Genomic DNA, 21,732 nt, shown 5'->3' on the forward strand with positions numbered 1-21,732 from the left:
AACGGCTTCTGCGCGACAGCCTCCATGCGTGACCTCGAACAGGCGTGTGGCGGCCGCTGCACCCTGATCGTCAAGGTGGCCGCCAACGTCTCGCCGGAGAACCTGCGAGCGGCCACGGAGGCGGCGCTGACGCCTATCTCGCCAGGCCTCCGGACGATCGCGAGCTGTTCAACGTCCTCGCGGCTCTGCCGGCCTGATCCGCGAGGACGGGCGTCGTTTCAGTGATTGTCGCGGGGCAGCCCGAGCGTATCGACGATCCGGTGGAAACGCGTCGTGCCTTCGAGCACGGCCCCGGTCTGCAACTCGCCGACGAGCCCCCGCTGGATTTCCTGCCAAGGGGTCTGGGAGGCCGGATATCTGTAGCCTCCGGCGTCTTCCAGAGCGTGCCGGCGTTTGGACAGTTCTTCGTCTGTGAGGTCGACGTCCACCCGGGCGCGAACCAGATCGATGCGGATTCTATCGCCGTTCCGGAGAAGGGCGATATTGCCGCCCGTCGCCGCCTCCGGCGACGCGTGCAGGATCGAGGGCGAGCCCGAGGTGCCCGACTGGCGGCCGTCGCCGACGCAGGGCAGTTCGGTGATCCCTTGTCTGATAAGATACGCGGGAGGCCGCATGTTCACGACCTCCGCCGCGCCCGGGTGTCCGACCGGACCCGAGCCGCGCATGACCAGAACGCTTTCGACTGTGATCGCCTCGTCCGGATCGTCGATGCGCCGGTGATAGTCCTCGGGCCCGTCGAAGACGGTCACGACCCCGTCCAGCACGTCCGGTGCGGCGGGCTCGGAGAGATAACGTCGGCGGAAATCCGCCGAGATCACGCTCGTCTTCATGATGGCGGACTCGAAGACGTTGCCGGTCATCACCAGGAATCCCGCATCCTCGACGAGGGCCGTCTCGAAGGTGCGGATAACGTCGGGCAGGACGATCTCAGCGCCCGCGCAATTCTCGCCGATCGTGCGGCCGTTGACTGTCAACGCGCCTTCGTGGATCAGGCCATGGCGCATCAGCTCCGCGATCACGGCGGGCGCGCCTCCGGCTTGATGGAAGTCCTCGCCGAGGTAGGTCCCCGCCGGCTGCAGGTTCACGAGCAGGGGCACCTTGTGCCCGACGGTCTGCCAGTCCTGAAGCGGCAGATCGACGCCGACATGGCGAGCCAGGGCCGTCAGATGCACGGGAGCGTTGGTGGACCCGCCGATCGCGGAGTTGACGACGATGGCGTTCTCGAACGCATGGCGCGTCAGGACGTCGGAGGGCTTCAGGTCCGCCTTAACCATTTCAACGATCCGCAGGCCGGTCTGATAGGCGACCTGGGGACGTTCGCGGTAGGGCGCGGGAATGGAGGCGGAACCCGGAAGCGACATGCCCAGCGCTTCCGTGAGCGTGTTCATGGTCGAGGCCGTGCCCATGGTGTTGCAGTAGCCGACCGATGGCGCCGAGGTTGCGACCAGGTCGATGAAACCTTCGTAGTCCAGTTCGCCCGCCGCCATCATCTCGCGGGCCTTCCAGATGATGCTGCCCGATCCGACGCGCTCGCCCCTGTGCCAGCCGTTGAGCATGGGGCCGACGGACAGGGCGATCGCCGGCATGTTGACGGTCGCCGCCGCCATCAGACAGGCGGGCGTGGTCTTGTCGCAGCCAATGGTCAGGACCACGCCGTCGAGCGGGTAGCCGTAGAGCAGTTCGACCAGGCCCAGATAGGCCAGGTTTCGGTCGAGTCCGGCGGTCGGCCGTTTGCCCGTCTCCTGAATTGGATGAACGGGAAATTCCATGGCGATGCCGCCGGCCTCGCGAATGCCTTCGCGGACGCGTTTCGCGAGCTCGATGTGGTGGCGGTTGCAGGGGCTGAGATCGGAACCCGTCTGGGCGATGCCGATGATGGGCTTGCCGGACCGGAGCTCCTCGAGCGTCAGCCCATAGTTGAGATAACGCTCCAGATAGAGGGCGGTCATGTCGGGATTGTCGGGATTGTCGAACCAGGCGCGCGACCGCAGCCGGCGAGGCGTTTCCGTCGTCATCGAACCTGGACTCCGGCGCGCGCCGCGGCGCCCGCTACGAAACTTTTGATCAAGACGCCCTCCCGCCGCCCTCGATGCGGCTTTTAGAATCATATCATCATATAATTGAAACTCTAGCCAGGCGACGGATTTTGACGGGCGCCAGTCGCCTTGCGGATTCGCGCGGAGCGTATAGAGCGGGACTATGCAGGGGCCGCAGAAGACCATGGGCTATGCTCTCGCCAGTCGAGGCGTTCGCCAGACTGTCTCAAGCCACGACCAGATCGTCCGCTCGCTCGGCCAGGACATCCTGAGCGGACGTATCGAGCCCGGATCCAAGATTCCCAACGAAGCCGAACTGCTGGAGCGGTTCGGCGTGTCCCGGACTGCGCTGCGCGAGGCCCTGAAGACGCTGGCCGCCAAGGGCTTCCTGATCGTCAAGACGCGGGTCGGGACCAAGGTGACCGACCCGATGCGCTGGAACTTCTTCGATACGGAAGTCCTGGCCTGGCAGGTCGGCAACGGGATGGACGCAGCCTTCCGCCGTCATCTGGCCGAGGTGCGTCGCGCGCTCGAACCTGCGGCGGCTGCCCTCGCGGCCGAGCATCGGAGCGCCGACGATCTTGCGCAGATGCGCGAGGCGATCGAGGCCATGCGTCGGGAACAGCACTCTGAGTACGACTTCGCCCGCGCGGATCTGGAACTGCATCTGTGGATCGCGGTGGCGTCGCAGAATCCCATGATGCGGTCTCTGGCCAGCGTCATCGAGACGGCGCTGCTGGAAGCCTTCACCCTCAGCCCGCCGACCCGGAGCGAGGCGCTCCACAGGGAGACGGTGGATGCGCACGAACGGATCGTCGACTGCATCGAAGCGCGCGACCCCGCCGCCGCGGCCGCCGCCATGGTCGCGGTGATCGACGCCGGATATCAGCGCGTCGAGGCCGAGAAGCACGCGGGCTGATACGCGTTCAGGGCACCAGACCGCGCCGCAATTCAGGGACGGCGATCATCAGGTCGCGGGTGACCATCGCCGCGAAGAAGTCGGCGCCGGTTCGCCCGAGGTGGGTGTAGTCGAACGAGGTCCGCGCCTGACCGACCGGCTCGATGGCGGCGTTCTGCGCCTGGGACGTGGTTGGCGTGGTCGCGGGAGCCGTCGGGAGGACGGTCAGGGGGACGCCTGTCGCGGCCGGGATGGTCGTGCCGGTCAGAAGCGCCGTGGAAACCTCCGCCGAGGGCGCGGCCTGGGCGAACCGCGCGGCCATCGCCGGTCCCATCGCCTGGACAGCCGCGACGCTGGAGGCGTTGAGATCGACCAGCGGGGTTCCGGTCTCCGCCGCTATCGCACGGATCGTCTCGGCCCAGGGTTCGAGGTCGTTCTGCACCCGACCGTCGACGAACTGCCGCCGGGTCAGCGGCGTCAGCAGGACGGGAATGGCCCCGCGTTCGCGCGTCTCGGCGACATAGCGGCGGAGGTTGTTCGGGAACTCTGTGGCGAGGTCGGTGGATCGCCCGGGTTTGCCGGGCTGGTCGTTGTGGCCGAATTGGATCAGCACATAGGTGGCCACGAAACCGCGCGTCGACATCTCGGCCAAGGCCAGGTCCCAGGAGCCTTCCGCGAAATAGCTGCCGCTGCTTCGACCGCCCCGCGCGAGGTTCACACAGGCCACGAACGAGGTGACGTGATCGGCGCAGAAACTCGGTCCCCATCCGCCGATCACAGCCGTGGTCGAGTCCCCGACGAGAATGATCTTGGAGGCGGAGATGGGCCGCACTGGCGTCGGCTCGACGGGCGGTGGAGTCTGGGCGGCGGCCTGGAGCGCGAGGACGAAGACGAGGGAGGCGATCATGGGAGGTCCTGTCGGTCTGTGATCTGATCGGCCTCAGGCGCGGCCGTTGCGTCGACGCCAGGCGGGGTAGTCTTCGGTGATGAGGCTCTGGGCCCAGGTCCCGAAGTAGCGATAGCCGGTCCGCCGCTCGCGTTCGATCTCGGCGAAGTCATAGCGGACGATCGACTCCCGCCCGAGGAAGATGGGACGGCTCGAGCCGAGCTCATAGAACCGGGCCCACACTGGGCCCGCTCCGGCTTCCTGGACGAGGCGGACGTCGGGCGCGCCGTCGGCGGCGGTGAAATTCTCTATCCGTGCGTTCTCGATCGCGCTGGACCGGAACCATAGGACCGCGCCCTCGATCGCCTCGACGACCTCCAGTGAAGGATCCGGAATCGACATCAGAAAGCGGGTGAGGCCGACGCTCTCGCTGCCCGACAGGGAAGGGGGCTCATAGCGACGGGCCCAGGCGGGCTCCAGCGTGCGTTCGTCGTGCTGGGCGCACCAGACGGTCAGGACGCCGTTCTGGCGCACCTGGGTGGCCAGGATGACCTGGATCCCCTTGTCGACGGCCGCGCTCGCCCGGGCACGCCGTGCGGCATCGACGAAGGCGTAGGGCTCGGCCCCTCTGGCCACATCCCGGAGAACCGTCAGTGTGCGGACCATCGCATCGTCATTGAAGGTGATGTGCGTGTAGTAGCCCTCGCGCAGCGGGTAGAACTGTGGCCAGCCGCCGTTCGGATATTGGGCAGCGAGGACGTAGTCGAGGCCGCGATCGAAGGCTGCGCGATCCGAAGGCCGGCCTGCTGCGCTGATCACCCGGGCCAGGAAGGCCATCGGCAGGGTCGTCGCTTCGTTGTCGAAGGTGTTCTTGACCGCATCCTCGACGGGGGCGACGGCCGGCGAAATGTCGAGGCTCGTGTTCTTGGGCCATCCCCCCTCGGGCGACTGGTGCAGAATGACCGTCTCGGCCAGATGGAGGGCTTCGGGCGAGCCGTACCAGGCCGCGTCCTGATGCAGGATCTCGCTGTTCCAGGTCGGCGCCTGCGCGAAGGCGGCCTGCGCCATGGCGAGGACCGCAAAGGTCATGGCCGCGAAAAGGCTGCGGATCATCGATCTTCTCCTTGGGTGGTCGCTGATGCGGCTGCAGTGATCCGCATCGAAATCGACAGGGTCTCGCCGGGCTTCAGGGAGACGAGGCCCGACGTCTCGCCGCGCGGGGCGTTGTGGGCGTCGGGGCGATGGGTGACCGGCTCGATGCAGACGAAGCCGCCGGACCCCGGCGCATAGACCTGAACCCAGGGCGCATTGGCCGAAGCGCTCATTTCGACGAAATGGTCGCGATGCTCAAGCCGCGCGGGGCCGGACCAACCGCCGTAGGCGTTGTCGACGAACGGCGCGCCTGCGAGCGGAATGCCGGCCGCCCAGTCAATCACCGCGGAAGGCGTCGAGTGTTTGCGCGGAATCTCGCTCGGGTCGGTCAGCCAGACCTCGTCTGCCGAAAGGGTCATGATCGTCTGGTCTGTCGCCACGAAATAGGGATGCAGACCCAGGCCGGCGGGCATCGGGGTCTCGTCCTTGTTGGTGATGGACAGGGTCGCTTCCAGACCGTCGTCGTCGAGCTGCAGTCGATGGGCTGCCGTCCAGGCCCAGGGCCAGTCGGCGCCGGCCTTGGCATCGGTTGCGAGATCGACGAAGTCGAGGTCGGTGCTCAGCACCGACCAGGGCTGCAACCAGCCTAGGCCGTGCAGGGCATGGGGTTCGAAGCCCGACGTTGCGGGCAGGCTGATCTCACGGTCCGCGAACCGGAAGGCGCCGCGATCAATGCGGTTCGCATAGGGGACGAGCGGAAAGCTCGCTGTCTCCAGCGGATGGGTCGCGTCAACCGGGGCGGGTCGCAGGATGTCGCGACCCCGCCAGACCAGCCGGGTCACCGAGGAGCCGAGTTCCGGCCGCAGCGCCAAGGTCCAGTCGCCGTGCGCGAGTTCGATCACAGCCGCACCCGGTATTGCGGCAGGCCGGGGGTCTCGACACGGACGCGGAACAGGCCTCCGAGCGTCGGCTGAACGGCTCGTTTGTCGGCGTTGTTGAGCCAGGCGGTGGTGCAATAGAGGTCCCGCAGATCGTCGCCGCCGAACGCCGCCTTGGTCACGGTCTGGACGGGGAAGCGGATCGTTCCGATCCGCTCGCCTTCAGGGGAAAACCGAGCCACCCCCCAGCCGTTGAACAGGGCCACGTGGAGCACCCCTTCGGAATCGACGCTGGGGCCATCGGCGAATCCGTCAGCCGTCTCCGCGAAAATCCGCTTGTTGGTCAGGACCCCGCCCGCGTGATCGAAGGCGAAGACACGACGCCCGACGGTGTCGTTGTGGTAGAGCGTCCGGCCGTCGGAGCTCATCGCCGGGCCGTTGGTGACCAGATAGCCGTCGTCGTGGCGGGTCAACTCGCCCTGATGGAAACGGTAGAGGGCGCCGGACCGCACCGTCTCGCTGTCGTCCATCGACCCGAACCACAGGGATCCATCCGGCGCGACAAAACCGTCGTTCAGCCGGTTCTGCGGACGCTCCTCTTCCACGGGGAGCAGCAGGGCGAAAGCGCCGCTCTCCGGATCGAACCGGCGCAGGCCGCCGCGGACGCCGCAGACCAGTGACCCGTCCTCGGCGGGCAGGGCGAAACCGATCTGGTCCGGTGCGTCCCACGACGCCCTGGCGCCGTCATCGACGCCGTAGCGGTGCAGTTTGCGGCCCTTGATGTCGACGAACCAGACGGCCCGGCGATGGGCGTCCCACACCGGGCCTTCGCCCAGTTCCGCCCGAACATCCCAGACCAGTTCCGGCTCCGACATCGGTCAGCTCCAGGAGTAGGCTGTTTTGGTCTGGGTGTAGAACTCGACCGCGGCGAAGCCTTGTTCCCGCGCGCCGTAGCTGGAGGATTTCGAGCCGCCGAACGGGACATGGTAGTCGACCCCTGCGGTGGCCAGGTTGACCATGGTCATGCCGGCGCGGGCGCGGCGCTGGAAGTCGCGGGCGTGCTTGAGGCTGGTGGTCACGATGCCGGCCGACAGACCGAACTCGGTGGAGTTGGCGACGGCCAGGGCCTCCTCATAGTCCTTGACGCGGATGGTCGAGGCGACCGGGCCGAACACCTCCTCGGTGTTGATGCGCATGGACGGATCGGTGTCGGCGATCAGGGTCGGCTGTACATACCAGCCGGGGGTGTCGAGGTTCAGACGCTCGCCTCCGGTGGCGATCCGGCCGCCGGCCTCGCGGGCGATGTCGATGTACCTGTAGCTGGTCTCCATCTGGGCTTCGGAGACCGCGGGTCCCATCTGGGTGTTCGGATCGAGGGCGTCGCCGACGCGAAGGGCCGCGACCTTCTCGGCCAGCAGGGCGACGAACCGGTCATGGATGGCGTCGGTGACAATCAGGCGGCTGGAGGCGGTGCAACGCTGGCCAGTGGCGAAGAAGGAACCGTCGAGCGCCACCATGACCGCGCGCTCCAGATCGGCGTCGTCCAGGACGATCAGCGGGTTCTTGCCGCCCATCTCGAGCTGGACCCGGGCCTGACGCTTGATGGCGCCGAGGGCCACGCCGGAGCCGACGCTCTGCGAGCCGGTGAACGACAGGCCGTCGACGTCGGGGTGATCGACGATCGCCTGGCCTACGCCGCCGCGACCGATGACCAGGTTGAACACCCCCTTGGGCAGACCGGCTTCGACCAGGATGTCCGCCAGGGCAGAGGCCGTGGCCGGGGTGGGACCGGCGGGCTTCATCACCACGGTGTTGCCGAACGCCAGGGCCGGCGCGGCCTTCCACGCCGGGATGGCGATGGGGAAGTTCCAGGGCGTGATCAGGCCATAGACGCCGACCGCCTGACGATAGGTCTGGATCTCGACGCCGGGGCGCACGCTGTCGAGATTCTGGCCGTGGCGACGCAGGGCCTCGCCGGCGAAATACTTGAGGATGCGGCCGGCGCGGACGGTTTCACCGATGCCTTCGGGCAGGGTCTTGCCCTCTTCGCGCGAGAGCAGTCGACCCAGCTGTTCGCGGCGCTCCATGACCAGCGTCCCCGCCCGATCCAGCACGTCCGAGCGGACCTCGGGCGACGCTTCGGACCACGCAGGGAAAGCGGCCTTCGCGGCGGCGACGGCGGCGTTCACCTCGGCTTGACCGCCGTCCGGCGTGCGGGCCACCACCTCGGCCGTGTTCGAAGGGTTGAGGCTCTCCGTCGGCCGGGCGACGTCCGCGCGCTCGCCGTCGATCAGATGACTGAGGTTCAGGGTGTCGGTCATGGTCAGGTCCTGTGAAACAAGTTCCCGGCGACGGGGGAGCGTCGCCGGGGAAGGTGAAAGGTCAGCCGGTCATGTCTTCCAGCTCGCGGCCCCGGGTCTCCTTCACCCAGGCCTGGACGAGGAAGTAGGACACCAGGGCGCTGGCGGCATAGAAGCCGTAGGTGGCCGGGAGGCCGAATCCTGCGGCCATGGCCGGGAAGCTGACCGAGATGGCGAAGTTGGCGATCCACTGGGCGAAGCCCGCCACCGCCAGCGCCGAACCGCGCATCTGGTTGGGGAACATCTCTCCCAGCATGACCCACATGACCGGGCCCCAGCTGAGGTTGAAGAACACGACATAGGCGTTGGCTGCAATCAGGGCGATCAACCCGACCTGGTCGGGCAGGGTGACTGCCCCGTCGACCGACTGGGCCTGCGAGAAACACCAGGCGACGACCGCCAGGGTGACGAACATCCCGGCCGAGCCGATCAGCAGAAGGGGCTTGCGCCCGATCTTGTCGATCACAGCCATGGCCGCGAGGCAGGCCAGGATCGACAGGGTCCCGGAGCCGATGTTGATCAACAGGGCGTCGTTTTCGGAGAAGCCCACCGACTGCCACAGCACCGCACCGTAGTAGAAGACGATGTTGATGCCGACGAGTTGCTGGAACACAGCCAGGATCAGACCGGCCCAGACGATCGGGCGCACATTGCGTGTGACGGGATCCAGGAGATCGCGGAAGCTCGGCTTGTGATCGACCGCGAGCGAGGCCCGGATTTCAGCGACCTTGCGGGCGCCGGCCTCGGGGCCGAACAGCTTGGTGAGGACAGCCAGGGCCTGGGCGTCGCGGTTCTTGACCACCAGATATCGGGGGCTCTCGGGGATCAGCAGCAGGGCGAACAGATAGATCGCGGCGGGGACCACCTGCAGCCAGAACATCCAGCGCCAGGCCGGATAGCCCAGCCAGAACTCGGCGGTCGATCCGCCGGCGGTCGCGGCCAGGGCATAGTTGGCGACGAAGGCGCCGGTCAGGCCGGTGATGATCATGATCTGCTGCACGCTGGACAGCCGCCCGCGCATCGAGGCCGGCGTGACCTCGGAGATATAGGCGGGCGTCAGGACGCTGGCCGCGCCGACGCCCAGACCGCCGATGAAACGGGCGATGATGAAGTGGGCGGAGGAGTCAGCCGCACCCGCCCAGAGGGCGCTGACGATGAACAGGGCTGCGGCGATCAGCATGACCGTCTTGCGGCCGATCAGATCGGCCAGACGACCCGCGATGAAGGCGCCGACCGCACAGCCCAGAAGGATGGCGCCGACGTTGAAGCCGGTGCCCAGGGCCGACAGGTTGAACGCGCTCTCCAGTCCGTCCTGGGTGCCGTTGATGACGCCTGAATCGTAGCCGAACATGAAGCCGCCGATAGTCGCCACCGCCACGATCAGGGCGATGAAGGCCATGTTGACCTGGTCGGCCCCGGCGATGTCGGGGCCCGAGCCCCCGGTCGGTCCTGCCATTCTCTTTCCTCCTCCGATGGGCTCTGACGGCCCGTTGTCGTGGCGACCGGCTAGCGCCAGCCGGCGTCCACGAAATACTCGTGTCCCGTGATGAACCGCGCGTCGTCCGAGGCCAGGAACAGGGCCAGGGCGGCGACGTCCGACGGCTCGATCCGACCCTTCAGGCACTGGGCTGCGACGATCTCGGCCTCTCCCTCGGGCGTGTACCATTTCATCTGGCGCGGCGTTTTGACATTGCCCGGCACGATGCAGCTCACGCGAATGCCGTCGACGCCGAGTTCGCGCGCCAGGGCCCGGGTCATGCCTTCGATGCCGGCCTTGGCGGTCTCGTAGATCGACAGGTCAGGCAGGCCGAGATGCCAGCTGATCGAGCCGAGGTTGAGGATCACGCCGCGTCCGCGCTCCCGCATGCCCGGCGCGGCGGCCTGGGCGGCGAAATAGAGGTGGCGCAGGTTCACGCCGATACGGTCGTCCCAATAGGCGGGCGTGACCTCGGCCAGCGTATGGCGATCGTCGTTGGCGGCATTGTTGACCAGCACATCGATGGCGCCGTGTTCGGCGACGATGCTCGCCAGGGTGTCGCGGAGACCGTCCAGCTCCAGCAGATCGCACGGCTTGAAGACCGGCGGCGGCGTGCAGGTCGAAAGATCGGCCGCGAGCGCCTTCGACGCCTCTTCCGCGACGTCGAGGAACACGACGCGCGCTCCCTGCCGGGCGAATCCTTCGGTCAGGGCCGCGCCGATGCCCGTGCCTCCGCCCGTGACGACGACGAGGCGGTTCCGGAGCGAAGGATAGACGGCGCCGCTCACAGCAGGCCTCGCTTTGCCAGATTGGACATCAGGCCGGTGATGCCGAACGTCCAGGGCGGCGCGGCCTCGCAGGTCGTGACCCGGTTTCGAAGCACGCCGAGCTTGGGAGATGACACGCAGACTTCGTCGCCGACCTTGTGGGTGAACCCCTGTCCGGGCGCATCACGGTCGTCGATTGGCGCGAACATGGTGCCGAGATAGAGGGCGAAGCCGTCCGGATACTGGTGTGCGGGCGACAGGGTCTGGGCGACGAGCTCAAGCGGATCGCGGCTGATCAGCCGCATCGACGATTGTCCCGACATCTCGAACCCGTCCGCGCCGACGACCTTCAGCGAGATGACGGCGTCTCGGACATCGTCGATGCCGAAGGTCGGGTCCAACAGACGGATCCAGGGTCCGACCGCCGCCGAGGCGTTATTGTCCTTGGCCTTGCCGAGGAGGAGCGCGGACCGCCCCTCGATGTCCCGCAGATTGACGTCGTTGCCGAGGGCTGCACCGGCGACGCGGCCGGCCGGATCGCAGACGAGCACGACCTCGGGCTCGGGATTGTTCCAGGCGCTGTCGGCCCGGACGCCGACGAGGTCCCCCCAGCCGACCGAGGCCAGAACGGGCGCCTTGGTGAAGATTTCAGCGTCCTTGCCGATGGCGACTTCGAGGTACTGCGACCAGAGGCCTTCCTCGATCAGGACGACCTTCAGCGCTTCGGCCTCCGTCGAGCCCGGCCTGACTGCGGAAAGGTCGGCGCCGACGCGCTCGGCTAGTCCCTTGCGGATGGTCTGGGCCGCGCCTGCATCGCCGCGCGCCCGCTCCTCGATCACCCGTTCGACGGCGGATACCGCGAACGTCACGCCAGACGCCTTCACGCACTGAAGGTCGAGCGGCGAGAGCAGGCGGGGTGTCGTCGATGCCTCGTGCAGGTCCAGGTCTTCGAGGTCTCCCAGGCCTGCGCCGTCCAGCCGGCACGGGCCGCCGCCGGCGATGGCGTGGGCCGTGGTCGGAGCGCTCTTCGAGATGTCGATGACCTCGCCCCGTCGGACGAGCACCGGGGTCGGCCCCTCGACGAGCAGGAGCCGACCGAGAAAGGTCCCCTCGCGCCAGTCCACAGGCATGTCGTCGATCAATCTCAAGCGCGCCTCCGTCCACGTTCTTTGCGACGTGGTAGCGCTACCATCACCAGCCGAGCGGCTGGAGTCAACCGGGCGCGGGCCCGGTGCTGTCGCGCACGATCAGGCGATGCGGCGCGGGTTCCGGCGGTTCCCCGGGTCGGGCCAGGCGGATCGCGGCCTCGTGGGCCATGTCGGCGGCGGGTTGGCGGATCGTGGTGAGCGTGGGCCAGGAGTTGGCCGCGATATAGGTGTCGTCGAAACCGGCGATCGAGATATCGCCCGGCGCGTCCAGTCCCGCCCCGTGGACGGCCGCGAGGGCCCCGGAGGCCATGTCGTCGTTGCTGGCGAAGATGGCGGACGGACGAGGCGTTTGAGTCAGCAGATGCCGCGCCGCTTCCAGCCCGGATCGATAGGTGAAGTCTCCGGCGGCGACGGTCAGGCTGGCGTCGGGCGTCGCGGCAACTGCCTGTTCCGCACCCCGGCGGCGTTCCGCGCTCGCGCTTTGATCGCCCCGACCCTCGATGAAGCCGATGCGCCTGTGTCCGAGCGCAATCAGATGTTCCACCATCTCGCGGGCGGCGGCCTCGTCATCGACGCGCAGGCTGACCACGTCCGCGCTTCGGCCTGGGGCGGCCAGGACCACGGCGCGCAGGCCGGCCCGGGCGATGGCGTCCAGCGTCGCGGTCGACTCGCCCAGCGGCGGCGGGACGATCAATCCTTGCGCGCCCCCGGCCGCGAGGCGCGACACGGCCAGACGTTCCGCCGCCGGGTCGCCGGCCTGCGACGGTTCGATCATGAGCAGCAAGCCCGCTGCGCGAGCGCCGGACAGGGCGCCGGCCAGAACCTCGGCCAGATAGGCGTTGCTGGGGTTGGCGTAGAGCAGTCCGATCCGTCCGGCGCCCGCGCGGGCCAGGATGCGTGCGGCCGGATCGGGCGCATAGCCGATCTGCGCGATGACGACCTCGACCTTCGCCCGCGTCTCGGGTCGCACCCGTTCGCTGTCGTTGATGACCCGCGACACGGTCATCGGCGAGACGCCCGCCAGCCGGGCCACGTCGCCGATGGTCGGTTTGCGGCCGTCCTCGTTCATCCGGAATCCCTGCGCCCTGCGGTGGTCCGCGCGAAGTCGCTGTAAACCGCGACCCGCGTCAAGCCGTGGACGCGTTCAGGTTCCTCCGCCGCCGGAGGTCAGAAGTGCGACCCGGGGCTGCCCCGCTGAGCCAGAGGGTGCGCGGAGCACCGTGGCTCCGGCGGGCATTTCCGTCGTTGTGCCCGCAACGCCGTCGCCGATCCACCGCAGGGTCATCGCCCCCTCCAAAGGCTGGTCGAGCACGATATCCCCGCCGTCCATGCTGTAGATCACGAGGTCGCCGTCGGGGTTCGAGAGCGCCCAGGCGTTCGCGTTCGATTGAAGCACTTGCGGATCCGCCCGCAGCAACCGACGGAGATCGACGGGCGCGGCGGTCTCGATCGCCCGGCTCAACTCCGGGAAAACGTCCTCGACACCGATGATCGCGAGCTGAGGATCGCGGTCGCGGTATTCGCGCCAGGCCCGGTAGCGCATGGCGGGGGTCGATTGCCACAGCGCGCGACGGACGGCGGCGGGATCGGCAGCGTTCGCCAGTTCTGCTGGACTGGCGATGGCGTCCACCTGTTCGCGCGGAGCCTTGTTGACGCCGCCCTGGACGGCGAACAGGGCGCCGTCGGGTCGATAGACCCAGTGATGGAAGCCGATCGCGTCGATGGTGCGCGATCGCACCGGATCGTCGAGAACCGCGTCCATCACGGCCTTGGGAACTTCGAGCGCGACCCAGACCGACCGGTCGTTCTCGGTCTCCCATTCCGCGATCGTGTCGAGCCAGAACTGCACGAAGGCGAGGGGGCCGGTGTACTCTGGATCAAGGCCGTAGATCACATTGCTGCGGCCCTTCAGGGCGTCGAGCGTGTGGCGGATATAGAGCCGGTGCAGGTTACGCCTGACTGGATCGGAGACATCCCAGAAGGTTTCCGCCGCCGGGACCTCGTCGGGCAAGCCTGTCGGCTGAAGCGCGTTGACCGGCCGCCAGGCGAAATCGACGTAGTGGGAGCGACTCTCCAGCAGCCAGTGCTGCAGATAGAGCTTGTGATAGAGGACCACACCGCGCTGTTCGGCCAGGGTCGCGAAGGTCGCCAGGCGATCGAAGAACCACGGATTGAAGCGGGTCAGGTCGTATTTGCTGAGCCCGTCCCAGGCGCGTCCCTCTCCGCTGCGCGCCCATGGCATCTCAAGGAAGGGCCCCCAGACCTCGCCCGTCCGGTGGTTGGGCGATCCGTAGAAGTCGTGGTCAACGCGACGCCGGTCGTACCAGAGCCCATAGTTGTGCACGACATAGTCTCCGGTCGTCAGGCTGTTCGCCAACTGGCCGAGGTCGTCGGTCAGCCCGACACCCTCCAGTCCGGGGGCGAACCGGGTGATGGCGGGACCAAAGGCGGGCGCCGAAGCCGGAACCATCTGGGCCTGGAAGAACGAAAAGCCGATGCGGCGACGCAGGGCGGGCTGGCCGTCGATCACGAACCGACCATCGATCAGGTCAAGGGGGCGGCGGTCATCCGACCCCATCACCTCCGCGCGATACGCCGCCATGTCCGCTTCGGAGACCATCGGCGTGGAGTCCGGCGGCGGCGGCGCGGGTGACGGATCGAGGGCCGCCAGCGCCGAAGGTCCCAGCCGGGCCTCGAGCTGGGCGCGATAGAGGCTGGCCGGGGTCTGGGGCTGGGCCCGATGGAAGTCCCGGCCGGGCTGGACGCGAGGATCTTCCAGCGCGCCGTCACCCGTCAGTTCTCCACGACAGCCGATCGCCGCATTGGGCGCGCCCGGCGGGTTGCGAACCTCGACGTCTGTGGCCTCGCAGTTCCACAGGACCGAATTGGCGGCGGACCAGCCGACGCCCTGACCGTCACGGCCACGGTGGGTCAGGTTCAGCGCATTTCCGCGCACCTTGACGCTGTCGAACAGCGCGCCCGAGGCCCAGCTCTCCAGCGTACCGCTGTCGCCGTTGGCGTCCTCCGACAGACAGTCGAGGAAGACATTGGGACCGGCCGCAGTGTGACCGAGGCCGAAGTCGTGGATGCCGTCCCGGCTGCGGCATCGGACGAACAAGGTCTGCTGTCCCGCCGAATAGAAGACGCGGCGGCGAAGCCCGCCGAGTTCCGACACGGGCTCGGAGGCTGAGACGTCCTGGACCGTAATCCGCCGGGTGGTGGCGCCCAGATCGACCACCGAACTGACGAAGCCCACGGCCGCGACGTCCCGCACCCAGCTGTCCTCGGCCGCGTCGATGGCGATGCCGAACCAGCTGTGGTCCTCGTCCGCCGCTCGGTTGGGATCAGAGATCGAGATCAGGCGCAGGTGCTCTACGCCGGCCTCACGCAGACGAACGACGGACGTTCCTTCGGACAGGATCGCTTCGTCATCCGGCCCGCCGACCGCCATGCTCAGGGGGGCGTCGAGCGTGACGGTGTCGCCGTCAATGGCGACGATTGTGCGGTCCCAGACGACGTCGCGGGAGCCGGGCGCCCAGTTCAGACGCGAATCCGGCCGCCAGCCGACGAAGGCGTTCATGCCCAGGGTCGCGATCCACGCCGCTGTGCTCGGCCGCCGGATAACGACGGGGTCGCCGATCTTCAGTCCCTCGACATCGCTCAGCGGCAGCAGGCGGGCGCCTGCCGGAACGGCGCGCGACACCAATCGCGCCGGTCCCGCGACGGGCGATTCGCGCGTCCGCGGATCGATCCGGAGCAGGGCCCGTCGGTCCACGCCTGTCGCGATCAGCCTGCTGCCGTCCTCGTCGCTGCCCGCCCCGCGCAGGACGACCCCGCCGACGGACAGCCGGATCTGACCGTCGATCTCGAACTCGCCCGCAGCCAGTTGGACGACCCCCCGTCGCCCGTCGGCATCGGCGGCGCGACGCTCGACCGCGCGCACGGCCGCCATGATCCGGGCCGTGTCGTCGCCAGGGCCTGGAGTGACGAGAACCGTCGCGGGCGCGTGGGGCAGGGGTTGGCCTCCGCCCCGATAGCCGGCGTGGGAAAAGTCGATGGCGGGCGCGCGCCAGGCCGAGAGGGGGTCGACCGATTGCGCCGTCGCGCTCGACGCGGCCAGGCCGACCGACAGTGTGATCCATCCCCAAAGCCTCACATCGTCCTCCCTAGATTTCGGCTGAAAAGTATTATTATATCATCCCTGACCGACGGGCCATGCCCGATCCAGAGCCGACGCAGAGCGGCGTGCCAAGGCCGGAGGAATGATCTCGATGTTGACACGGCGCGGCTGGATGGCTCGCACCTCGGCCCTGCCCCTGGCGGGCGTGCTCGGCGGCTGGGCGCGTCCGGCTGCTGATCGTGACCGGGTGCTGTCCACCATGCATCGGGCGACGCGGTTCATGACCGAGCGCGTGGCGACCCGGGGCGGCTATGTCTGGTCCTATCTGGCTGACTTGTCCCGGCGGTGGGGCGAGATGGAGGCCTGGCCCAGCATGATCTGGACCCAGGCGCCGGGCACGCCGGCGATGGGCCAGATCTTTCTCGACGCCTGGCGGGTGACCGGCGAGGACCTCTACTACGAGGCGGCGGAACGTGCCGGCGACGCCCTGATTGCGGGTCAGCATTCGAGCGGCGGGTGGAACTACATCATCGACTTCGACGGCGAGGATTCGCTGCGCCGATGGTACGAGACCATCGGTCGAAACGGATGGCGGCTGGAGGAATTCCATCACTACTACGGCAACGCCACCTTCGACGATCACGCCACCGTCGAGTGCGGCCGGTTCCTGCTCAGGCTGCATCTGGCGAAGGGCGAGGCCCGTTTCCGGGCGGCCGTTGATCGCACCATCGGCTTCGTCCTCGACAGCCAGTACCCGGTCGGCGGCTGGCCCCAGCGTTGGCCGAGGACAGGCGAGTTCCGCAACCACGGACAGCCCGACTACACCGGGCACATCACCCTGAACGACGATGTCGCCGAGGAAAACATCGCCTTCCTTCTGCTGGTTCTGCAGCAGCTGGGTGACGAGCGGGTGCGCGACCCGATCGAGCGGGCGATGGCCTGCTATATCGCGCTTCAACAGCCGCTGCCGTCGCCGGGGTTCGCGCTGCAGTACACCCTCGACCTCAAGCCCGCCGGCGCCCGCACCTATGAGCCCACCGCCCTGTCTCCGCATACGACAGCGGCGGCCCTGTCGAAGATGATGGACTTCTACGAGCTGACGGGAGACCGGGCGTTCCTGGCGCGCATTCCGGAAGGGCTCGACTGGCTGGTTGCGGTCGAAGCGCCGGTCGAGGCGCATCGTAACGGGCTCAACCATTTCCGCTATGTCGAGCCGGGCACGAACCGGTTCATCGCCGTCCGTCGTCGGGGCTCCAATGCGCAGAACGGGGAGTTCTACAGCGACTACGACATGACCGGCGAACGGGCGGAGAAGCGCATCGATGCGGCGCGGTTGCGCCAGCGGTTCGACCAGCTCTCGGCGACGGCGCCGGACGTTGTCACTGCAGGCTCTCCGCTGCTCGGGCACGGCCCGTCGCTGATGCCGGACTATTGGGTGACCCGGTCGGTCGGCGGGTCCGACCTCAATGTGACCGCGGCCGAGGCGCGGGCCCTGGATGCCACCGGCCTGATCGCCGCCCTGAACGACGAGGGCTACTGGCCGCAGGAACTGCGGGCGACCAGTCACCCCTATCGCGGCCCAGGCCCGGCGGAGCCGCCACCCGGCTTCGTCGATCCGGGCCAGGTCGGGGATGAGTGGGATACCTCGCCCTTCACCCTCGCCTCGGGACCGTTGGGGATTTCAACGGGCGCCTACATCAACAACATGAGCCGGCTGATCGCCTATTTGCGCGGCGCGGCGGCATGAGGGGCTGGGCCAGGCATCCGTCGACCGTCAGGCTCGATGGCCGGTGGCGGCTTTTCCATCACGATACCCAGTTGTCCAATCGCAACAACTTCCGCAGCGCCAAGGTCGTCGATGTCGTCCACAACCCGGACGGCGCGATCCAGACCGTGGACCCCTTCATCCGCTAGTTTTCGCCCCCATCAGTCGAGCCCCATCATGCAATCTCTTCACCGCCGCGCTGCCCTGTCGAGCCTCTTGGGCGGGGTCGCGCTCGCTGCCCTGCCGGGCCGGTCCGTCCTGGCCCAGACCAATGAGGAAGCTGCCCCGCTGGGGCGCGAGTGGGCGCACATGCGCTGGGCGCGGGGCATCGAGAACCAGCGCAAGGCCGACCTGGGCGACGGGACCTTCCTGAACCCGATCATGTCGGGCGATCACCCCGATCCGTCGATCCTGAAGGACGGCGACGACTACTACATGACCTTCTCGTCCTTCGAATCCGTGCCGGGAATCCACATCTGGCATTCAAAGGATCTGGTGAACTGGCAGCCGGTGGTCGCGGCCCTGACGACCAATATCGGCTCCGTATGGGCGCCCGAGCTCTGCAAGCACGGCGACCGATTCTACGTCTATATCCCCGCGCGCTTCCCGGACTATCGATCCAGCTACGTCATCTGGGCCGACAAGATCGAAGGGCCATGGTCCGAGCCGATTGACCTGAAGCTGCCGAACCGCATCGACCCCGGCCATATCGTCGGCGAGGACGGCAAGCGCTATCTGTTCATGAGCGGCGGCGACCGGGTGAAGCTGACCGACGACGGCCTGGCGACCGACGGCGAGCTGGAGCACGTCTACGACCCGTGGCGCTATCCGTCCGACTGGATCGTGGAGGGCTTCGCGCCGGAAGGTCCGAAGCTGATGAAGCGGGGCGCGTATTTCTACATGATCACCGCCGTGGGCGGCACCGCGGGTCCGCCGACCGGCCACATGGTCATCGCGGCTCGCTCGCGTTCGATCCACGGCCCGTGGGAGAACTGCCCGCACAATCCGATCGTGCGCACGGTGTCCGGAGCCGAGAAGTGGTGGTCGCGGGGCCACGCAACGCTGGTCGAGGGCCCGGCCGGTGACTGGTACATGGTCTACCACGGCTATGAGAACGCCTACTGGAGCCTCGGCCGGCAGACCCTGCTGGATCCGATCGAGTGGACGGACGACGGATGGTTCCGGGCGAAGGGCGGCGACCTGGCCACGCCTTTGCCGATCCCCGCGGGCGGGGAGGCGGTGCCGCACGGCATGGCGCTGTCCGACGACTTCTCCACCGACAAGTTCGGCATCCAGTGGAGCTTCTACGACCCGCAACCGAACGAGAAGGAGCGGCTACGCCGCGAGGACGGCGTCCTGCACATGCGGACCAAGGGGACGGCGCCCAGCAACTGCTCACCGCTGACCTTCGTGCAGGGCGATCAGGGCTATGTGCTGGAATGCGAGATCGAGATCGATCCGGGCGCGGTGGCCGGGATCATCCTGTTCTACGACCGGCAGCTCTATGCGGGTCTCGGCTTCGACCCGGCGAAGTTCGTGACCCACCAGTACGGCATCGAACGCGGGCGCCCGGACCATGCCTATGGGTCGAAGATGCACCTGCGGCTGACCAACGCCTTCCAGAACGTCTACTTCGACACCTCCAGCGACGGGGTGACCTGGAAACGGTTCGACCGCGGCATGGAGGTCTCCGGCTACAATCAAAACGTCCGTGGCGGCTTCATGATGCTGCGGCCCGCCATCTATGCGGCCGGGGAAGGAGAGGCGCGGTTCCGGAATTTCCGCTATCGGGCTCTGTGACTTCTGTTCAAGAGATGAGTAGCGACGATTAGCTGGGGCGGCCGTCCTTGCGTGTCATGTCGGAGAGGTTCCAGTCCGCCTCGCCGAAGGGGCGGGAGGTTGGCGCAGGAGCGGGATAGCCTCCGACCTCGCTCTCGTCGTCGATGACCCGGCCGGTCCCGTTGCGGACAGACTGAAGGATGCGGCGGTCCGTCTCGTCGCGGGCCCAGGGACGGGCGCCGGCCTCGGCCGCGACCCAGGCTTCGACCTCCCCTGACGGTCGGGCGCTGAAACCCTCCGGCCATTGCGGAGGGGCGTCCAGGCGGATCACCTGCAGATTCCGGTCGGACTGGATTCCGACCGCCTGCATGACGCGGCCGTCGGCGTGGAAGGCGGGATTGTCGAGAGCGTAGAGCGCCACATCGCCCTGCGATTCCGCGAGGAAGAAGGGCAGATCGGCGCGGGTCGAAGCTCCGCCCTTGACCACATTTCCGACCAGGGCGAGTTGGCCGATCTCCCAGGAACGGCCTTCCCACTCCGGTGCGTTCAGACCGTAGTGCATGCATCGGTTGCCGGGGTCATAGATCCAGTTGTTCGCGCTGACGACGTGGGAGCCGCCCTTGAACAGCTGGTTCCGCTCATAGTTGTGGGCGTACAGGTTGCCGACGATCAGGATGTCGGTCGCGTTGTCGTGGATCAGACTGCCCTTGGAGTGCTCGCCCTTGGCATGGCTTGAGTTCGACAGGCCCTCGGCCACGATGTTGCGGCTGAAGGTTATGCGGCGCGAGGTGTGCCGGCGCCAGGCCTCCACGGTATCGCCGCCGTCGAAGCGCGGGCCCGAGGCCGACAGGTTCTCGTCGGTGGCCCAGCTGAATGAGCACTGGTCCACGATGATGTCATGGGCGGCGCTGGTCGCCAGGCCGTCGACCTCCCAGCCGCTTCGGGGCGCCGCACCGTTCGCGCCCGGGCGCACGCGGATGTGTCGGATGACGACGTCGTGGGACCTGATGCTGAGGCCGCCGCGGATCAGTGTGATGCCAGGCTCAGGCGCGGTCTGTCCGGCGATGGTCAGGAACGGACTGGTGACGCTGATGCTGCGGCCGTCGAGGTCGATAACGCCGCCGACTTCAAACACAACGACGCGCGGCCCCTCGGCCTCCAGCGCGGCGCGCAGCGAGCCTTCTCCCGAGGCGCCGAGGTGGGTCACCCGCAGGATCGCCCCGCCGCGCCCGCCCGGCGTCGTGCGCGCCCAGCCCATGGCGCCCGGGAAGGCGAGGGCGTGCGCTTTTGTCCAGCCGGCGCATCCCAGCATGGCGAAGCCGGCGGTCGAGAGGAGTGTCTGTCGGCGGGTGATCATGTTGCGGTCTCCGCAGCCGGCGGGATGGCGAACGGTTGGTCCTGCGCCGTCACGATCCTTCCGGCGTCGTCGAAATCCACGCGCAGTAGGCCGGGCTTCTCGCGGAAATGGCTCTGCTCGTCGTTGCCGAAGAAGGTTGACCACCAGCGGCCGTCCCTGTCCTTGAAGACGTTGCCGCCACCGGCGCAGGGCGCCGCCTCGTGCCGCATCCGGTACGGACCGCGCAAGCTCTCCGAGGTCGCGAAGACGAAGGAGTAGCGGCCTTCGACATTGCCGACGGCGCCCAGGTAGTAGAGGCCGTCCTTCCTGAACATCGTCGCCCCTTCGTAGCCGAGCGTGTTCTCGCCCCTCAGGCAACGCGCGCGATCGCGCGCAACCAGGCATTCGACCGGTTCGAACGTCGTCCGGCTCCATTCCTCGGCATAGCCGCTGAGGTCGTCCTTCAACCGGACCATCTCGTCGCCGGATCCGTAGGTCAGATAGACGGCGCCGTCGTCGTCCTGGAACAGGGTCGCATCAATCCCGCGCCTCAGATGGGCATCGGGTGAGAAGGCGTATTCATACGGGCCTTCCGGCCGACCTGTCGTGCTGCGCAAGATGCCCAGACCTGCGCGGCTGACGCTGAAGCACAGGAAGTAGTTGTCATTGATGTAGTGGATCTCGGGGGCCCAGATGGCGCGGAACGGCACGCCGCGCCGGGCCCGCCAACTGGCGGCCCAGCCGCCTTCGCGATCCAGGCTCCAAACCAGGCCGAGGTAGGTCCAGTCGACGAGATCCACGGACCGCCACAACTCGATGCCATCGTTGAAGGCCCAGATATTATCGCCGGTCGAGCCGGTCATATAGTAGGCGCCGTCGCCGCCGATGCAGATCTGGGTGTCTCTGAGATGCAGTTCCAGCAGCGGGCGGATCCGGGGCAGCAATCCCTTGTCCACCGCTGACCCGGTCGCAGCTTCACCCCAGGCGAGCGTCGGATAGGCCATCTCGCGTTCGCCGCTGTAGCGCACCCCGGGAAGGCCGGACATCCAGCCGCCGCGAGCGCTTTCGGAGGTCGCAGGGAAGCCGGCGCCGCTGACGCCGCTGTACGGATAGGGATTGGGCGAGGGTGTGAGAATCAGTCGTCCGGAATCGTCGAGCGCCTGGCCCACGACCGGCGATGATCCGGCCAT

The 21,732-nt window shown here is 67.7% G+C and carries 16 protein-coding genes; 3 read left to right on the forward strand and 13 right to left on the reverse strand.

Going from position 1 to position 21,732, the window contains the following annotated elements; translation table 11 throughout:
• Positions 1 to 218: 218 nt before the first annotated feature.
• On the reverse strand, positions 219 to 2,015 hold the full coding sequence (locus tag RMO01_RS14900; RefSeq protein ID WP_309629848.1) for an IlvD/Edd family dehydratase: 1,797 nt from the start codon (positions 2,013 to 2,015) through the stop codon (positions 219 to 221).
• 184 nt (positions 2,016 to 2,199) lie between these two features.
• On the opposite strand from RMO01_RS14900, the gene RMO01_RS14905 reads away from it, so the two are divergent.
• The gene (locus RMO01_RS14905) at positions 2,200 to 2,955 is read left to right on the forward strand and encodes a FadR/GntR family transcriptional regulator (RefSeq protein ID WP_309629849.1); all 756 of its coding nucleotides are present in this window, start codon (positions 2,200 to 2,202) and stop codon (positions 2,953 to 2,955) included.
• Between the two features lie 7 nt (positions 2,956 to 2,962).
• On the opposite strand, the gene RMO01_RS14910 is transcribed toward RMO01_RS14905, so the two are convergent.
• The 10 genes from RMO01_RS14910 to RMO01_RS14955 all read right to left on the reverse strand — a co-directional run bounded on the left by RMO01_RS14910 (position 2,963) and on the right by RMO01_RS14955 (position 15,698).
• Positions 2,963 to 3,841, reverse strand: coding sequence for a rhamnogalacturonan acetylesterase (locus RMO01_RS14910; protein ID WP_309629850.1), 879 nt, complete (start codon positions 3,839 to 3,841; stop codon positions 2,963 to 2,965).
• Between the two features lie 33 nt (positions 3,842 to 3,874).
• Complete coding sequence (gene pelA / locus RMO01_RS14915; protein ID WP_309629851.1) at positions 3,875 to 4,933, reverse strand: pectate lyase; 1,059 nt, start codon at positions 4,931 to 4,933, stop codon at positions 3,875 to 3,877.
• Positions 4,930 to 5,814 carry an aldose 1-epimerase gene (locus tag RMO01_RS14920; protein WP_309629852.1) on the reverse strand — a complete coding sequence of 295 codons (885 nt, stop codon included), beginning with the start codon at positions 5,812 to 5,814 and terminating at the stop codon, positions 4,930 to 4,932. The genes pelA and RMO01_RS14920 overlap by 4 nt, the downstream gene beginning before the upstream one ends.
• Positions 5,811 to 6,665 carry an SMP-30/gluconolactonase/LRE family protein gene (locus tag RMO01_RS14925; RefSeq protein WP_309629853.1) on the reverse strand — a complete coding sequence of 285 codons (855 nt, stop codon included), beginning with the start codon at positions 6,663 to 6,665 and terminating at the stop codon, positions 5,811 to 5,813. The genes RMO01_RS14920 and RMO01_RS14925 overlap by 4 nt, the downstream gene beginning before the upstream one ends.
• 3 nt (positions 6,666 to 6,668) lie before the next feature.
• Positions 6,669 to 8,111 (reverse strand): aldehyde dehydrogenase family protein, encoded by a 1,443-nt coding sequence (locus tag RMO01_RS14930; protein WP_309629854.1) that lies wholly within the window; start codon positions 8,109 to 8,111, stop codon positions 6,669 to 6,671.
• Between the two features lie 61 nt (positions 8,112 to 8,172).
• Complete coding sequence (locus tag RMO01_RS14935) at positions 8,173 to 9,606, reverse strand: sugar porter family MFS transporter (protein WP_309629855.1); 1,434 nt, start codon at positions 9,604 to 9,606, stop codon at positions 8,173 to 8,175.
• 50 nt (positions 9,607 to 9,656) lie between these two features.
• On the reverse strand, positions 9,657 to 10,415 hold the full coding sequence (locus RMO01_RS14940) for an SDR family oxidoreductase (RefSeq protein ID WP_309629856.1): 759 nt from the start codon (positions 10,413 to 10,415) through the stop codon (positions 9,657 to 9,659).
• A complete protein-coding gene (locus RMO01_RS14945) occupies positions 10,412 to 11,542 on the reverse strand; it encodes a fumarylacetoacetate hydrolase family protein (RefSeq protein ID WP_309629857.1) in 1,131 nt (376 codons plus the stop codon). The genes RMO01_RS14940 and RMO01_RS14945 overlap by 4 nt, the downstream gene beginning before the upstream one ends.
• Positions 11,543 to 11,606: 64 nt before the next feature.
• Positions 11,607 to 12,611 (reverse strand): LacI family DNA-binding transcriptional regulator, encoded by a 1,005-nt coding sequence (locus RMO01_RS14950; RefSeq protein WP_309629858.1) that lies wholly within the window; start codon positions 12,609 to 12,611, stop codon positions 11,607 to 11,609.
• 75 nt (positions 12,612 to 12,686) lie between these two features.
• On the reverse strand, positions 12,687 to 15,698 hold the full coding sequence (locus tag RMO01_RS14955) for a DUF6298 domain-containing protein (protein ID WP_309629859.1): 3,012 nt from the start codon (positions 15,696 to 15,698) through the stop codon (positions 12,687 to 12,689).
• Between the two features lie 115 nt (positions 15,699 to 15,813).
• Between RMO01_RS14955 and RMO01_RS14960 the strand changes: the two genes are divergently transcribed.
• On the forward strand, positions 15,814 to 17,409 hold the full coding sequence (locus tag RMO01_RS14960; protein ID WP_309629860.1) for a pectate lyase: 1,596 nt from the start codon (positions 15,814 to 15,816) through the stop codon (positions 17,407 to 17,409).
• Between the two features lie 195 nt (positions 17,410 to 17,604).
• Entirely contained in the window at positions 17,605 to 19,227 is a 1,623-nt protein-coding gene (locus RMO01_RS14965; RefSeq protein ID WP_309629861.1) for a family 43 glycosylhydrolase, read from the forward strand.
• A 28-nt stretch (positions 19,228 to 19,255) separates the two neighbouring features.
• Here RMO01_RS14965 and RMO01_RS14970 read toward each other — a convergent pair whose 3' ends face one another.
• Together RMO01_RS14970 and RMO01_RS14975 are read right to left on the reverse strand one after the other, a co-directional pair.
• Positions 19,256 to 20,563, reverse strand: a complete 1,308-nt coding sequence (locus tag RMO01_RS14970) for a pectate lyase (protein WP_309629862.1) — start codon at positions 20,561 to 20,563, stop codon at positions 19,256 to 19,258.
• Positions 20,560 to 21,732 (reverse strand): family 43 glycosylhydrolase, encoded by a 1,173-nt coding sequence (locus tag RMO01_RS14975; RefSeq protein WP_309629863.1) that lies wholly within the window; start codon positions 21,730 to 21,732, stop codon positions 20,560 to 20,562. Before RMO01_RS14975 ends, RMO01_RS14970 begins: the two co-directional genes overlap by 4 nt.

The organism is Brevundimonas sp. (assembly GCF_031412435.1).
Taxonomy (GTDB): domain Bacteria; phylum Pseudomonadota; class Alphaproteobacteria; order Caulobacterales; family Caulobacteraceae; genus Brevundimonas.

Coding starts and splice junctions, on each gene's coding strand:
- RMO01_RS14900 (WP_309629848.1), bottom strand. CDS start 2,015: ATGACGACGGAAACGCCTCGCCGGCTGCGGTCGCGCGCCTGGTTCGAC.
- RMO01_RS14905 (WP_309629849.1), top strand. CDS start 2,200: ATGCAGGGGCCGCAGAAGACCATGGGCTATGCTCTCGCCAGTCGAGGC.
- RMO01_RS14910 (WP_309629850.1), bottom strand. CDS start 3,841: ATGATCGCCTCCCTCGTCTTCGTCCTCGCGCTCCAGGCCGCCGCCCAG.
- pelA (WP_309629851.1), bottom strand. CDS start 4,933: ATGATCCGCAGCCTTTTCGCGGCCATGACCTTTGCGGTCCTCGCCATG.
- RMO01_RS14925 (WP_309629853.1), bottom strand. CDS start 6,665: ATGTCGGAGCCGGAACTGGTCTGGGATGTTCGGGCGGAACTGGGCGAA.
- RMO01_RS14930 (WP_309629854.1), bottom strand. CDS start 8,111: ATGACCGACACCCTGAACCTCAGTCATCTGATCGACGGCGAGCGCGCG.
- RMO01_RS14935 (WP_309629855.1), bottom strand. CDS start 9,606: ATGGCAGGACCGACCGGGGGCTCGGGCCCCGACATCGCCGGGGCCGAC.
- RMO01_RS14950 (WP_309629858.1), bottom strand. CDS start 12,611: ATGAACGAGGACGGCCGCAAACCGACCATCGGCGACGTGGCCCGGCTG.
- RMO01_RS14960 (WP_309629860.1), top strand. CDS start 15,814: ATGTTGACACGGCGCGGCTGGATGGCTCGCACCTCGGCCCTGCCCCTG.
- RMO01_RS14965 (WP_309629861.1), top strand. CDS start 17,605: ATGCAATCTCTTCACCGCCGCGCTGCCCTGTCGAGCCTCTTGGGCGGG.
- RMO01_RS14970 (WP_309629862.1), bottom strand. CDS start 20,563: ATGATCACCCGCCGACAGACACTCCTCTCGACCGCCGGCTTCGCCATG.
- RMO01_RS14975 (WP_309629863.1), bottom strand. CDS start 21,732: ATGGCCGGATCATCGCCGGTCGTGGGCCAGGCGCTCGACGATTCCGGA.